Origin of the sequence: Dethiobacter alkaliphilus AHT 1 (assembly GCF_000174415.1) — a bacterium.
GTDB classification, from domain to species: Bacteria; Bacillota; Dethiobacteria; order Dethiobacterales; family Dethiobacteraceae; genus Dethiobacter; species Dethiobacter alkaliphilus.
In genome coordinates, this window is sequence record NZ_ACJM01000001.1 from 324,635 (window position 1) to 338,047 (window position 13,413).

The following is a 13,413-nucleotide window of genomic DNA, read 5'->3' on the forward strand; positions in this document are numbered from 1 at the left end:
AGGTACCATGACAGACAAACTGACCATCAAAGAAAAAGAATATAATCTAAAAGACCATACCCTGATCATGGGGATTTTAAATGTAACCCCCGACTCTTTTTCCGACGGCGGTAATTATATCGACCCGCAAAAAGCGGTGCAGCATGCCCTGCAGATGATCGAAGAGGGGGCACACATCATCGATGTGGGCGGTGAATCCACCCGCCCCGGCTTTGCAGCAGTTTCTGCCGAAGAGGAAAAGGCCCGGGTAATTCCTGTTATCCGCGCCATTGCTGCTGCCACCGATGTGCCCATCTCCATCGACAGCTACAAGGCGGATGTGGCAGAAGCAGCTCTGGAAGCGGGTGCGGCCATGTTAAACGATGTTTACGGCGGCAAGCGTGACCCGGATATGCTGAAACTGGCGGCCAAAGCCGATGTGCCCATCTGCCTGATGCACAACAGAAATGAAGCACTATATCAGGACCTGTTGGCCGAAATTAAGGCCGATTTGCTGGAAAGTGTGGCCCTGGCTCAAGAAGCAGGCGTCCGCAAAGAAAATATTATTCTCGATCCCGGTATCGGTTTTGGTAAAACGCCAGCCCATAATCTGGCGGTGATGCAGCGCCTGGACGAGCTTACAGCGCTGGGGTATCCCATGCTCTTGGGCACTTCCCGCAAATCCATGATCGGCAAGGTTTTGGACTTGCCGGTGGAGGAGCGGGTGGAGGGAACTGCGGCCACCGTGGCTTACGGTATTACCCGGGGCTGCCGCATCGTGCGTGTCCATGATATTTTGGCCATGAGCCGTGTGGCCCGCATGACCGACGCCATGTTGGCGGGGAGGTTTTTAGATGGATAAAATCATTTTGGAAAATATGCTTTTCTATGGCTATCATGGTGTTTTGCCGGAGGAAAACACTCTGGGCCAGCGCTATGCCGTAAGCGTTGTACTGGGTACAGACATTAAGTCTGCCGCCGCAGATGACGATCTGACCAAATCTTTAAATTATGCCGAAGTCTACAACGCGGTTAAAGGCATCATGGAAGGGGAGCCAGCCAAGCTATTGGAAACACTGGCCGAGTCCATCTCCGGTCGTATCCTGGCCATGGGGGCAGAGACCGTACGTGTCACCGTGAAAAAGCTTCATCCGCCAATCCCCGGCCAGATGGATTTTGCTGCGGTGGAAATAGAGAGGAGCCGGTGATGGCCAAAGCATTTCTGGGCTTGGGCTCCAACCTGGGTGAGCGGCAAAAACAACTGGACTTTGCCGTTGAGCGGCTGCAGGCCCATCCCCAAATCACAGACCTGAAAGTTGCCAAGTATCTGGAAACGGAGCCGGTGGGTTATCTGGATCAGGATAAATTTCTAAACACCGTGGTGGAGCTCTCCACAACCCTGGCTCCCCATGAGCTGCTGGCGGTGGCCCAGGAGATTGAACAGGCCGCCAAGCGGGTGCGGGTGATCCGCTGGGGCCCGCGCACTCTGGATGTGGACATTCTGCTCTATGATGCCCTGTGCCTGGATGAGCCGGATTTGACCATCCCCCATCCCCGCATGCGGGAGCGGGAATTCGTTTTGGCTCCACTGGCCCAAATTGCGCCGGATGTGGCCATTCCCCCTGACGGCCGCACGGCCCGGCAGCTTTTAGACCAATTACGAAAAAGCGGGTGTTTTGATGCTTCTAATGATTGATAACTACGATTCCTTTACCTATAATCTGGTGCAGTTTCTGGGCGAATTGGGCGCTGATATCCGGGTTATTCGCAACCGCAGTATTCATCCGGCAGAAATCACCGACCTGTCCCCGGAGCGGATTATCATCTCTCCGGGCCCCTGCACTCCCAACGAAGCCGGCATCTCCATGGATGTAATCAGCCGCTATGCCGGTAAAATCCCCATCCTGGGCATTTGTCTGGGGCATCAGTGCCTGGGCCAGGTGTTTGGTGGCCGTGTTATCCGGGCCGCTCTGCCGGTGCACGGTAAAACTTCACAGATTCAGCATACCGGCCGCGGCGTCTTTTCCGGCCTGCCGACCCCGTTTTCTGCCACCCGCTACCACTCACTGGTGGTGGAGCGTAAAACCCTGCCACAGTGTCTGGAAATTACCGCCGAAAGCGAGCAGGGGGAAATAATGGGCCTGCGCCATAAACAGATTCCTTACCTGGAAGGGGTTCAGTTTCATCCCGAGGCCATTCTCACCGAATACGGCAAGGACCTGCTGGCTAATTTCCTGCGCTACCCGGCCCATGGAAAGGAGGGGGCGCGGTGCGTAAGCTAAAACCACAGGTGGCAGAGATTACTCTGGATCGCCCCTTAGACGAAGTCTTTGCCCCCTTTACAGAAGAGGCGTACCCTTTCTGGCTGGACAGCAGTAAACCCGGCGGGCAGATGGGCCGTTGGTCTTTTATGGGCAGCAATCCCTTTTTGGTGCTAAAAACTTACGGCCGCCGCATCATTCTGGAAGAAAACGGTGCTACCCGGGAGTTTGATGCTAACCCCTTTGAAGTGCTGCGAGAGCAGCTAAAGCGCTTCACCCTGGAGCGGGGTGATTTGCCCTTTCCCTTCATCGGCGGCGCCGTGGGCTTCTTCTCTTATGATTTGGGCCGCATGGTGGAAAATTTGCCCGACGATACAGTAAACGACTTAAACACCCCGGATATTTATCTGGGTTTTTACAGTACCGTCATTGCCATAGACCATGAAGAAAACCGCAATTATATCATCGCTTCCGGATTGCCCCTGGAGGGTGAAGAAGCTTATAACAAAGCCATGGACGATATGGCTGCCATTAAGCAAAAAATCAGCCGTCCGGTAAAACTGGATGACCCCTGGGATGAGCAGAATATTGCAGCAGGTGAAATCCGCACCTTCTTTACCCCCGATACTTACGGGCAGGCGGTGGAGCGCATCCGTGACTACATCACCGCCGGCGATATTTATCAGGCCAACATGACCCAGCGCTTTGACGCGCCCCTGAAGATGCGGCCCTACCAGCTCTACCGCCGCCTGCGCCAGGCCAATCCGGCGCCTTTTGCCGCTTATCTGGACTGCGGCGACAACTTTCGGGTTTTTAGCTCCTCCCCGGAGCGCTACCTGCTTTTAGAAGATAATGTGGTGGAGACCCGCCCCATTAAAGGGACCCTGCCCCGCGGCAAAACGCCGGAAGAGGACCAGCAGAACGCCGAAGCGCTGTTAAAGAGTGAAAAAGACCGGGCGGAGCTGGTGATGATTATCGACCTGGAACGAAATGATCTGGGCCGCGTCTGCTCCTACGGTTCTGTTCACGTACCGGAATTAATCGTTTTGGAAAAATACACCACCGTCTTTCATTTGGTTTCCACCGTCCGCGGTGAGCTGGCTCCCGGCAAGGATTTTGTGGACCTCTTAAAAGCATCTTTTCCCGGCGGCTCCATTACCGGCGCGCCAAAAATCCGGGCTATGGAGATCATTGAAGAGCTGGAACCGGTACGCCGCGGCGTATACACCGGCTCCATCGGTTACGTAGGCTTTGACGGCCGTGCCGATTTAAACATCGTTATTCGCACCTTTATCAATAAAAACGATAAGGTCCACCTGCAGGCCGGCGGCGGCATCGTCTTTGATTCCCAGCCTTATCCCGAATATCAGGAAACACTGCATAAAGCCAAGGCACTCCTAAAAAGCCTGGGTGTTAATCAGTTTCCGGAGGTGCAAAAATGACGGACTATATTTTCCTAAACGGTACCCTTGTCATGGCGCGTACCGGCCGCATCGGTGTTACGGACCGCTCTTATCTGTTGGGGGACGGCCTGTTTGAAACCATCCTGGTTAAAGACGGCAAGCCTGTCTACCTGCAGGAGCACCTGCGGCGCCTGTTAACGTCCTGTACCTACCTGCAGTACCAACCACCCACAAAAGATGTTTTATGCGAAGCGGTGCAGGAAGTCATCGCCGCCAATTCCCTGACCACCGGCAGTCTTCGTCTGACCGTCTCTCCCGGGGAGAGCCAGGGCCTGTTGCCCAAAGAAGGCAGCGCTTTAAACATCTTGGTGACCTTTCGCCGCGGCGAGCCCTATGCCGCTGAACTCTACGAAAGAGGGTTTAGGGCAATAATAGCCCAGTCTACCCGACGCAATGAATATTCGCCGCTGTCCCACCACAAAACCACCAACTTTCTGGACAGCATTCTGGCCAGAAAAGAGGCACAAGCCGCCGGCTGCGATGAAGCCATTCTGGTTAACACCAGCGGCCATGTGGCCGAAGGGTCGGTAAGCAACCTCTTTATCGTGCAAAACGGACAGGTTCTTACCCCGCGTGTTGAAGACGGCGCCCTTGCCGGTATTATGCGCCATAAGGTGCTGGAGCTTTGCCAGACGCTTTCCATTCCCGCAGGAGAAGAAAGCCTGACCGCCCAGCAGCTGGAGCAGGCCGAGGAAGCATTTTTGACAAATTCTCTTCTGGGTGTGATGCCTCTGGCCCAAATCCAGTCTACTGTTTTTAAAGACCGCACCATCACCGACCAACTGGCTAAGTCATTCATAGTAAATTAAGCGAGAACAGAGGAAGATCCATGTCAGAAATCAATAAATTTATCCAGGCGTTACAAAACCATAAACCGCTGGAATGTGTCTGCAACCCCTGGCGGGACTATCACCATGAATACGATATCGGGGAGGAAGCGCCTGCTTTGCGTGCCGCACACCTGCAGCACTATCTGCACCTGCGCGTCCCACAGGCCCGCTTTATCCTGGTGGCTGAAGCCCTGGGGTATCAGGGCGGCCGTTTCTCCGGCATCGCCATGACCTCCGAGCGTATCCTGCTAAATAACCATCAACATGTTCAACCGGCTGCCGTTTTTGACCCTCAGCACTTTAGGCGTACCAGCAGCAAAGATAGCAAACACCTCTCTGCCACCCAAAAAAAGCTGGGCTTTAATGAGCCCACCGCCACTGTGGTGTGGGGGGAAATCAGGGACAACAATATCAGCCCCAGTGATGTGATACTTTGGAATATCTTCCCCTTTCACCCGCACAAAGCGGGCCAACCCCTTACCAACCGCACACCGAAGGAAGCGGAAAAAGAAGAGGGCCTGGTGTATGTAAAAATGCTGCAACAACTCTGTCCAAAAGCAGAGATCATCGCCATAGGCAATCAATCTCACCAGACGCTGCAGAAATACGGCATAGAAAATAAAAAGGTGCCGCATCCCTCCATGGGGGGCGTCACCCGTTTCCGCCAAGCCTTTAAAGAGCTGGTACAACAGTAAACCCCAATCAAAAAGATTGGGGTTTTATAGCGGTTACATAGTTTTGTCATGGGGCTGCGGCCGGGCATTTTTTAAAATGCCTCCCGCCAGTTGGCCTAAAACGGCGGCGGCAATAAGAACAGGCGCCATCCAGGCAGGGATGCCGGAACTGCTCCGAATCAGATAAATCAGGGGCACAGCCAAATGAATGGCCACAAACCACTGTACAGTAAACTTCCTGGTAGTCACGCGCCACATGCCCAGTGGAACATTTAGGCCAAAGGCCAGCATGGCCACCGCCACAGAGATTACAAACTGCAAAGAAAACGCCTCCGCATCCCTAAGTTCTTCTTTTACTTTACACGCAATAAGCTCTGTTGACAATGGCATATTATGGCAATGGTCAGGCGCTGCCAAACAAATCAAATCCCAGGTACGTGGCCGCGGTAATGGCCACAGTCCAGAGACAAAGGCTTAGTGTCATCCAATAGATGGTGGCACGCTTTTCAGAACCGCAGGACAGGCCGATAAACGCCGCCAGATGCGCCCCTGTGGCCAGTGGGCCCAAAAGCGCCAGGCCGGGCAAACCATATTTTGCCGCAATCTCCCGGGCGCGAACCACCCGTTTGGAGACCGGCTTCTCTTGGGAAGAATCTTTCTTGGCGGTCCGCCAAGTGCGGTATTTTTCATAAAAAACAATCAGGAGAAATACGGTGAGAAAGTTACCCACAAAGGCGCTCACGCCAACCAGCACCGGGTTTAATCCCCGCACAATCCCAATGGGAATCACTATTAATATTTCAAACCAGGGAACGGCTGCCAAAACAAAAATCAGCAAATATTCCCCAATAGTAATCAGCCAGTTCATTATTAACTCCTATGAAAAAGTATTAGTGCTGCTGAATTGCCCAAATAGTACTATAAATCCAATCAGCAAAAAGTGCAAGTAAATTATGTTGGAGAGAATAGAAAAGTGGGACAGTTGGACCTGCCTGTCCTCGCAGAGGGTCCCCGTGTCCCAGAATATTGACAATGTGGCAGACTTTTGCTATATAAAATACTAGCGCCACAGAAAAAAAACAGACGAAGGGGGAGTTTATAGTGGTAAAAAAAGAATTCCAGGCCGAGTCCAAACGACTGCTGGAGCTGATGGTCAACTCTATTTACACCCATAAGGAGATTTTTTTGCGCGAGTTAATCTCCAATGCCAGTGATGCCATTGACAAAATTTATTACCGCGCCCTGACAGATGAAAATCTGCAGTTTAACAAGGACGATTATTACATCAAAATTTCCATTGATAAGGAAAACAGAATCGTTAAGATTTCCGACACCGGCATCGGCATGACCGACAAGGAGCTGGAAGAAAATCTGGGCGTTATCGCCAGAAGCGGCTCTTTGGCCTTTAAAAAAGAAAACAAAGCCAAGGAAGGCTACGATATCATCGGCCAGTTTGGCGTAGGCTTTTATTCGGCCTTTATGGTGGCGGACAACGTCACTGTGATCAGCCGGGCCTTGGGCAGCGACCAGGCCTGCAAATGGGAATCCAACGGCATTGACGGCTACACCATGGAGCCCGCCGCTAAAGAAGCGGTGGGAACCGATGTAATCTTAAAAATCAAAGAAAATACCGAAGACGAAGACTTCGACCAGTTCCTGGAAGAGTACAGGTTAAAGTCCATCGTTAAAAAGTATTCCGACTTTATCCGCTACCCCATTAAGATGGACTTGACCAAGTCCAAGCCCAAAGAAGGCAGCGAGGACGAATACGAACAGTACACCGAAGAAGAAATCGTCAACAGCATGATTCCCATCTGGAAGAAGAATAAAAGCGAATTAAGTGCAGAGGACTACGAAAACTTCTATACGGAAAAGCGCTACGGCTTTGACAAACCGCTGCGCTATATCCACATCAGCGCCGAGGGCACCATTAGCTACAAAGCAATCCTTTTTATCCCTGAGACAATTCCCTTTGACTACTACACCAAAGAATACGAAAAGGGTCTGGAGCTCTACTCCAACGGCGTGTTAATCATGAACAAATGCGCAGACCTCCTGCCCGACTACTTCAGTTTCGTCAAAGGCATGGTGGACTCAGAAGACTTATCTTTAAACATCTCCCGGGAAATGCTGCAGCATGACCGGCAGCTAAAGCTCATCGCCAAAAATCTCAAAACTAAAATCAAAAATGAGTTGAAAAACCTGCTGGAAAACGACAGGGAGAAGTACGAGAAATTCTATGAAGCCTTCGGTCGCCAACTAAAATACGGCGTCTACAGCGATTTCGGCGCCAATAAAGAAGACCTGCAGGATCTGTTAATGTTCTATTCCTCCACGGAAAAGAAAATGGTAACCTTAAATGAATATGTCTCCCGCATGCCCGAAGAACAAAAATACATCTACTACGCTTCGGGAGAATCCATTGAAAAAATAGACAAGATGCCGCAAACCGAGCTGGTGGCCGACAAAGGCTATGAAATTCTCTACTTCACCGATGATGTGGATGAATTCGCCATTAAAATGCTGCGCCAGTACCAGGAAAAAGAGTTTAAATCGGTCTCCAGCGGTGATCTGGGCATTGAACAGGAAGAAAACGATTCCGAAGACCAGGCTCACCAGGACATGTTTGCCAAAATGAAAGAGCTCTTAAAAGACAAAGTAACAGATGTTAAGCCCTCCCAAAGGCTGAAAAACCATCCGGTCTGCCTGGCCACCGAAGGGGACGTAACCATTGAAATGGAAAAAGTCCTCAGCGCCATGCCCAACAACCCCAACATTAAAGCAGAGAAAGTCCTGGAAATCAATATTAACCATCCGGTCTTTAAATCCCTAAAAGATGCCTACGAGCAGGACCCGGAAAAACTGGAACTCTACACCGACGTGCTCTACAACCAGGCACTGCTCATCGAAGGGCTGCCTCTAGAAGATCCGGTAAGCTTCACTAACAACATCTGCAAAATTATGTAGCATAAGAGCCACTTTCCTGAGAAAGTGGCTCTTAATTTAGTTAATCCAACCTCTGGTTTTCATCACATTGGCCAGCCGCAGAATAGCATACATAAACGCTGCCTCCCGCATATCAGGACTGTCCTCACACTCACACTGGTAATTGTAGATATGGTTGAAAGCTTCCACCATTTTCATCTGCAGCCGCGCCTCAATTTCTTCTTCGGTCCAGTAGTAGTTGTAATTGTTCTGTACCCACTCGAAGTAGGAGACAATCACACCGCCGCAGTTGGCCAGAATATCGGGGACCACCAGCACGCCGTTTTCTTTCAGTACTTTATCTGCCTCCGGCGTAGTGGGCCCGTTGGCCCCTTCGGCGATAATTTTTGCCTGGACATTACAGGCCACATCCCTTGTAATCTGATTTTCCATGGCACAGGGCGCAATAACGTCACAATCCAGGGCAAACAAAGCATCGGAATCGATATCTTCACTTTCAGGGAAGCCTTTGACCGAACCGGTTTCCTTTTTAAACTCCATCAGCGCTTCCACATCCAGTCCCGCCGGGTTATAAGCTCCGCCACCTGAGTCGGTAACCGCAATCACCGTGGTACCCATATCTTCCAAAAACACTGCGGTATAATAACCAACATTACCAAAGCCCTGCACCGCAGCAGTGGCTCTTTTCATGGAAAGATCCTTAACCTTGGCAGCTTCGCGAATGGCATAAACCACCCCGCGGGCCGTGGCGGTATTTCTGCCCACACAGCCCCCCATATCCAAAGGTTTGCCGGTGATAACCCCAAAGTCGTTATACTGCTGAATCTTGCCGTACTCATCTGCCATCCAGGCCATAACCTGTGCATTGGTACCCACATCCGGTGCCGGGATATCCCTTTGGGGGCCCAAAAACGAAGCCATGCTGCGCATATATTGCCGACTCAACCGCTCCAGCTCTTTTTGCGACATCTGCCTGGGATTGCAGGACACTGCCCCTTTACCGCCGCCAAAAGGTACCCGGGCCACCGCACATTTAAGGGTCATCCAGATGGACAGAGCCTTTACTTCATAGGCATCCACATCGGGATGAAAGCGGATGCCCCCTTTATAAGGACCCAACAAATCCATATGCTGTGAACGGTAGCCGGTAAACACCTTGATTTTGCCGTCATCCATTTCCACCGGTATGGAAGCTTCCACAATTCTGTCCGGTGATTTCAGCCATTCATACACATCCTCTGCCAAACCTAGCCGGGCCACCGCTTCCCGAATCCGCCTCTGCGCCACTTCATATGTATTCACTTTTTCCTTGCCTGTAATTTCGCAAACCTTCATGTACATCCCCCCTGTAATAAGCTATGCCAAACTAATTAATAATTTAACCCTATCAAACATCAATCGCCAGAATGTTAAAAAACCATTGCATTTTATAAAGAGGCAGGATTTAACAACACTTCTCCATAAATTAACCAGAAACCTGCCACAGAAGTGAGGAGGCCGCATCATGCGCAACAAAACCCGCTACCTGGTGCTGGTGGTGTTTCTTTTTCTGGCTATGCTTAGCGCCTGCCAGACTCCCGAAGAGCCCGAAGATACCACCCCACCCATCGATCCCCCAAACGGAGAAGAGGATACTCAGTACCCGGAAGAAGAGCTTCCCTACACCGTGGAGGAAGTTTTCTCCGGCCAAGAGTTTGACCGTCCCCTGGATATTCAAAATGCCGAGGATAGCTCCGGTCGTATCTTTGTGGTGGAGCAGGGCGGCCGCATCCATAGTCTTTCCGGAGAAGGTGCCGCTGAATCCCAGCTGTTTTTGGATATCAGTGACCGTGTCGATGACAGCTCCTATGAAAAGGGCCTTTTAGGATTGGCCTTTCACCCGGATTTTGCCGAAAACGGCCTTTTCTATGTTAACTATACCGATACCACAGATACGGTCATTGCCCGCTTTAGCATCGACGAAGAGAACCCCGAAGCCGCAGACCCTGCCAGCGAAGAACAAATCCTTACCTTCGATCAACCCTACAACAACCACAACGGCGGCCAACTGGCCTTTGGCCCCGACGGTTACCTTTATATAGCCACCGGCGACGGCGGCGGCGCCGGAGACCCCCAGGGCCACGGCCAGGACCGCAGCACCCTGCACGGTAATATCCTGCGTATCGATGTTGACACCGAAGATGAAGATGAGAAATATGCCATACCCCCGGATAACCCGTATGCCGGCAATACCCGCGGTTTCCGGGAAGAAATCTACGCCTACGGTTTTCGCAATCCCTGGCGCTTCAGCTTTGATGAGCGCACCGGAAACCTCTGGGCGGCCGATGTGGGCCAGGACAGGGTAGAAGAGATCAACCTGGTGGAAAAGGGCAAAAACTACGGCTGGAACATCATGGAGGGCAGCCTTTGTTTTGATCCGGCCACCGATTGCGATACCTTTGGCCTGGAAATGCCCGTCTTTGAATATCACCACCCCATTGGCCGTTCCATCACCGGCGGCTATGTCTACCGGGGTGAGCGCTTCGGGGACCTCTACGGTGCCTACATCTACGGCGACTTTGTCACCGGAATGATCTGGGCCCTCTGGTACGACGAAAACTCCTACCCCATAAACGCCACCTTAGCCGACACAAACCTGCAAATCACTTCCTTTGGCCTCTCCGAAGAGAACGAGCTCTACCTCTCCGACTACAACGGCAAAATCTACACCATAACCCAAAACCAATAAAAGTGGGACAGAGGGACAGGTCAACTGTCCCACTTTTGTGCCATATTGTCTCCACACAACAAAGGAATTGCATGTTCGCTATGTAGCCCGAAAACAGAATGTGTTCGCCCATTATGACCCGGTTAATGCCCTCAGGGAGCATTAACCGGCAGTCTGTGCAATTGATTTGCACTTATAGCTTTTCCGGATACTCAACCAGTAAAACTTTTGCATCTGGAACCATTCATACTAAGGTAACAATTTCAAAGAGGGGTAGATGATGAAAGACAGATTTTCCAACGGTTTTCTGGCAGGATTTCTAGCAGGGATAGTCCCTGTGGTAATTAATTTCAGTGGGCGCGCCCTGGACCTTACTACCATTGTTTGGTCAGATTTTATCGCACTTTTTATTTTCGGGTCCATGACTACAGAAGGAGCCGCAGAGTTGGTATTTGCGGTAAGCGTTCTAACAGTGTTTCTGGGAGTCCTTGGCGGTATCTTTGCCCGCTATATCCTTCCCAGCCTTAACAGTCAACGCCACCTTTTTAAAGGGTTGCTATTTGGCACCACTTCCTGGATATTATTCTTCTCCATTCCTTACCTGTTTCAGCTGCCGGATTTAGATGAAGTTGCTCTAAAAAGTGCTATGACCAACTTCATCAGTGCTTCCCTTTGGGGCTTAACGATGGCCTATATCCTCAAAAGGATAGATAATAAAGTATCACAATAATTCTGCTAATAATGAGAGTACACCCAGCCGGGATGTACTCTTATTTACTTACTTCCTGCAAACACTCCACTTCTTAAAGGGATACAATACCGGCATGTGGAATCTCTTAGGAATGAATTCCTATTTATAGGACCGTCCCCTAATTACTTAATGAGGTGAGCCATATGGCCCGGATGATTCCCGATCTTGACCCCCAAACCATCGAAAATGACGGTGAGCGCCAATTCTATACTGCCGCAGCCCGTCTTCCCAAAGAGTATACTGTCTTTTACTCATTTAAGTTTCTGACCCCGGAGGAACACGGCCATGCCGAGGCACTGCGGGAAGCGGACTTTGTTATTGTTCATCCCGCACTGGGTTATCTGGTGGTGGAGGTAAAGCAGGGGGAGGTAGCATATAAAGAAGGCCAGTGGCAAATCGACCATAACGGCACCTGGGCACCGCTTAAGAATCCGGTGGAGCAGGCCCGTACCGCCATGTTTGCCATCCGGGAACAGTACAGGCAAACCGCCCCCACTGAAGTCTTCCCCCTGAAAATTAAATACGGCGTAGCTTTTCCGCATTGCAATGCCATTTCCGGCACTCTGCCGCCCGATCTGGATGAAAACAGCATTTTTTTGCAGACAGACTTAGACACCATGGAGGAGAAAATACTAATCCTGTTTAATGCTGAAAGCATGGTCCAGCAGCGGCAGGCGGCAGATATTCTGATTAATAAAGTTCTTGGCCCTTCTTTTAAGATCTATGTCCGTTTAGACCAACAGATTGAACAGTTTAACCGTCAGGCAGAGAAGCTTCTCACTGAAGAGCAGCAGCGCATCCTGGACGAAACGGAGTTGGACCGGCAAAAAATCTTTTTTGGTTCCGCTGGAACCGGCAAGACTTTTTTGGCCATGGAAAAAGCCAACCGACTGGCCGCCGACGGCCATCAGGTACTGCTGACCTGTTTTAACAAAAATCTGGCTCGGTACATGAACAAAGAACTGTACTCACCTAAAATAACCGTAGCCAACTTCCATGACTACCTACTGCGTACGCTGCAGGAGCAAAACCCGTCCCTTTCAGTACCGCAGGATCAGGCCCAATGGTCACAGTTTTTCTCAGAAGTATTACCGGAAGCCGGTTTCGACTATTTCGCCTCTCTTCCTGAACAAGAGAAGTTTTCCGCCCTTATCGTCGATGAAGGGCAGGACTTTCACGAAGAATGGTTCATGTGCCTGCAAAGCATGGTGCAGGATGACGGCCATTTCTATATCTTTGCCGACCCCGGCCAATCCCTGTTTACAGAAGATAATTCTTTTCTTAATAAACTGCCGCTGTCCAGGCACCGTCTGACGCAAAACCTGCGTAATACTCAAGCCATCAATAACTGGCTGGCTGCTTTTATTCCCAAAAATATGACGCTAAAAAGCCGCCTGCAGGCCGGCATGCCAGTCAGCACTTTTGTCTGGGAGGATGCTGCCGCAGAGAAGAAACTCATCGAAGATGAGGGGGGCCGCCTGGTAAGCCAGGGTATAAAACCCAAACGCATCACCATTCTTTCCCCCAACAAAAAAGAAAAAAGCAGCCTGGCAGAAACCGCGTCCCTTAAAGGCTGGCCCATCGGTGATATCAACGACGTTAACCCCAACGCCATCCGCTTTTCCACCATTCGTTCTTTTAAAGGACTGGAAGCAGATGTTGTCTTTCTTATTGGCATAAAAGAAGGGACTCAGGCCTGTACCCCCGCCGATATCTACGTGGGCAGCTCCCGGGCCCGCTTCCTCCTGTATGTATTCCACCATCAGCACATACAGATTAAACCCTAAACCGTTTCCTTTTCA

General features: G+C 50.9%; 14 protein-coding genes. 11 read left to right on the plus strand and 3 right to left on the minus strand.

Annotation, left to right across the window (positions count from 1 at the left end; genetic code table 11):
• Positions 1-7: 7 nt before the first annotated feature.
• Genes folP through DEALDRAFT_RS01675 form a run of 7 tightly spaced genes read left to right on the plus strand, consistent with a single transcriptional unit; the run spans position 8 to position 5,228 of the window.
• Entirely contained in the window at positions 8-841 is an 834-nt protein-coding gene (gene folP / locus DEALDRAFT_RS01645; protein ID WP_008514242.1) for a dihydropteroate synthase, read from the plus strand.
• On the plus strand, positions 834-1,187 hold the full coding sequence (gene folB / locus DEALDRAFT_RS01650) for a dihydroneopterin aldolase (RefSeq protein ID WP_008514244.1): 354 nt from the start codon (positions 834-836) through the stop codon (positions 1,185-1,187). Before folP ends, folB begins: the two co-directional genes overlap by 8 nt.
• Positions 1,187-1,675 carry a 2-amino-4-hydroxy-6-hydroxymethyldihydropteridine diphosphokinase gene (folK, locus tag DEALDRAFT_RS01655; protein ID WP_008514246.1) on the plus strand — a complete coding sequence of 163 codons (489 nt, stop codon included), beginning with the start codon at positions 1,187-1,189 and terminating at the stop codon, positions 1,673-1,675. Before folB ends, folK begins: the two co-directional genes overlap by 1 nt.
• Positions 1,659-2,261, plus strand: a complete 603-nt coding sequence (locus DEALDRAFT_RS01660) for an anthranilate synthase component II (protein WP_040378258.1) — start codon at positions 1,659-1,661, stop codon at positions 2,259-2,261. The genes folK and DEALDRAFT_RS01660 overlap by 17 nt, the downstream gene beginning before the upstream one ends.
• A complete protein-coding gene (gene pabB, locus DEALDRAFT_RS01665) occupies positions 2,249-3,682 on the plus strand; it encodes an aminodeoxychorismate synthase, component I (RefSeq protein WP_008514250.1) in 1,434 nt (477 codons plus the stop codon). Before DEALDRAFT_RS01660 ends, pabB begins: the two co-directional genes overlap by 13 nt.
• Positions 3,679-4,512 carry an aminotransferase class IV gene (locus DEALDRAFT_RS01670; protein ID WP_008514252.1) on the plus strand — a complete coding sequence of 278 codons (834 nt, stop codon included), beginning with the start codon at positions 3,679-3,681 and terminating at the stop codon, positions 4,510-4,512. The genes pabB and DEALDRAFT_RS01670 overlap by 4 nt, the downstream gene beginning before the upstream one ends.
• Positions 4,513-4,532: 20 nt before the next feature.
• Complete coding sequence (locus DEALDRAFT_RS01675) at positions 4,533-5,228, plus strand: uracil-DNA glycosylase (RefSeq protein WP_008514254.1); 696 nt, start codon at positions 4,533-4,535, stop codon at positions 5,226-5,228.
• A 33-nt stretch (positions 5,229-5,261) separates the two neighbouring features.
• On the opposite strand, the gene DEALDRAFT_RS01680 is transcribed toward DEALDRAFT_RS01675, so the two are convergent.
• Together DEALDRAFT_RS01680 and DEALDRAFT_RS01685 are read right to left on the minus strand one after the other, a co-directional pair.
• Positions 5,262-5,528, minus strand: a complete 267-nt coding sequence (locus DEALDRAFT_RS01680) for a hypothetical protein (RefSeq protein ID WP_008514256.1) — start codon at positions 5,526-5,528, stop codon at positions 5,262-5,264.
• Positions 5,529-5,610: 82 nt separating this feature from the next.
• The gene (locus tag DEALDRAFT_RS01685) at positions 5,611-6,075 is read right to left on the minus strand and encodes a small multi-drug export protein (protein ID WP_008514257.1); all 465 of its coding nucleotides are present in this window, start codon (positions 6,073-6,075) and stop codon (positions 5,611-5,613) included.
• 233 nt (positions 6,076-6,308) lie between these two features.
• Between DEALDRAFT_RS01685 and htpG the strand changes: the two genes are divergently transcribed.
• Positions 6,309-8,174 (plus strand): molecular chaperone HtpG, encoded by a 1,866-nt coding sequence (gene htpG / locus DEALDRAFT_RS01690; protein ID WP_008514258.1) that lies wholly within the window; start codon positions 6,309-6,311, stop codon positions 8,172-8,174.
• 36 nt (positions 8,175-8,210) lie between these two features.
• On the opposite strand, the gene DEALDRAFT_RS01695 is transcribed toward htpG, so the two are convergent.
• Entirely contained in the window at positions 8,211-9,488 is a 1,278-nt protein-coding gene (locus tag DEALDRAFT_RS01695) for a Glu/Leu/Phe/Val family dehydrogenase (RefSeq protein ID WP_008514259.1), read from the minus strand.
• Positions 9,489-9,657: 169 nt separating this feature from the next.
• Between DEALDRAFT_RS01695 and DEALDRAFT_RS01700 the strand changes: the two genes are divergently transcribed.
• The 3 genes from DEALDRAFT_RS01700 (at position 9,658) to DEALDRAFT_RS01710 (ending at position 13,398) form a co-directional block, all read left to right on the plus strand.
• Positions 9,658-10,881, plus strand: a complete 1,224-nt coding sequence (locus DEALDRAFT_RS01700) for a PQQ-dependent sugar dehydrogenase (RefSeq protein WP_008514261.1) — start codon at positions 9,658-9,660, stop codon at positions 10,879-10,881.
• Positions 10,882-11,137: 256 nt separating this feature from the next.
• The gene (locus DEALDRAFT_RS01705) at positions 11,138-11,590 is read left to right on the plus strand and encodes a hypothetical protein (protein ID WP_008514262.1); all 453 of its coding nucleotides are present in this window, start codon (positions 11,138-11,140) and stop codon (positions 11,588-11,590) included.
• 164 nt (positions 11,591-11,754) lie between these two features.
• Complete coding sequence (locus DEALDRAFT_RS01710) at positions 11,755-13,398, plus strand: nuclease-related domain-containing DEAD/DEAH box helicase (protein WP_008514264.1); 1,644 nt, start codon at positions 11,755-11,757, stop codon at positions 13,396-13,398.
• The last annotated feature ends 15 nt before the right edge of the window (positions 13,399-13,413 follow it).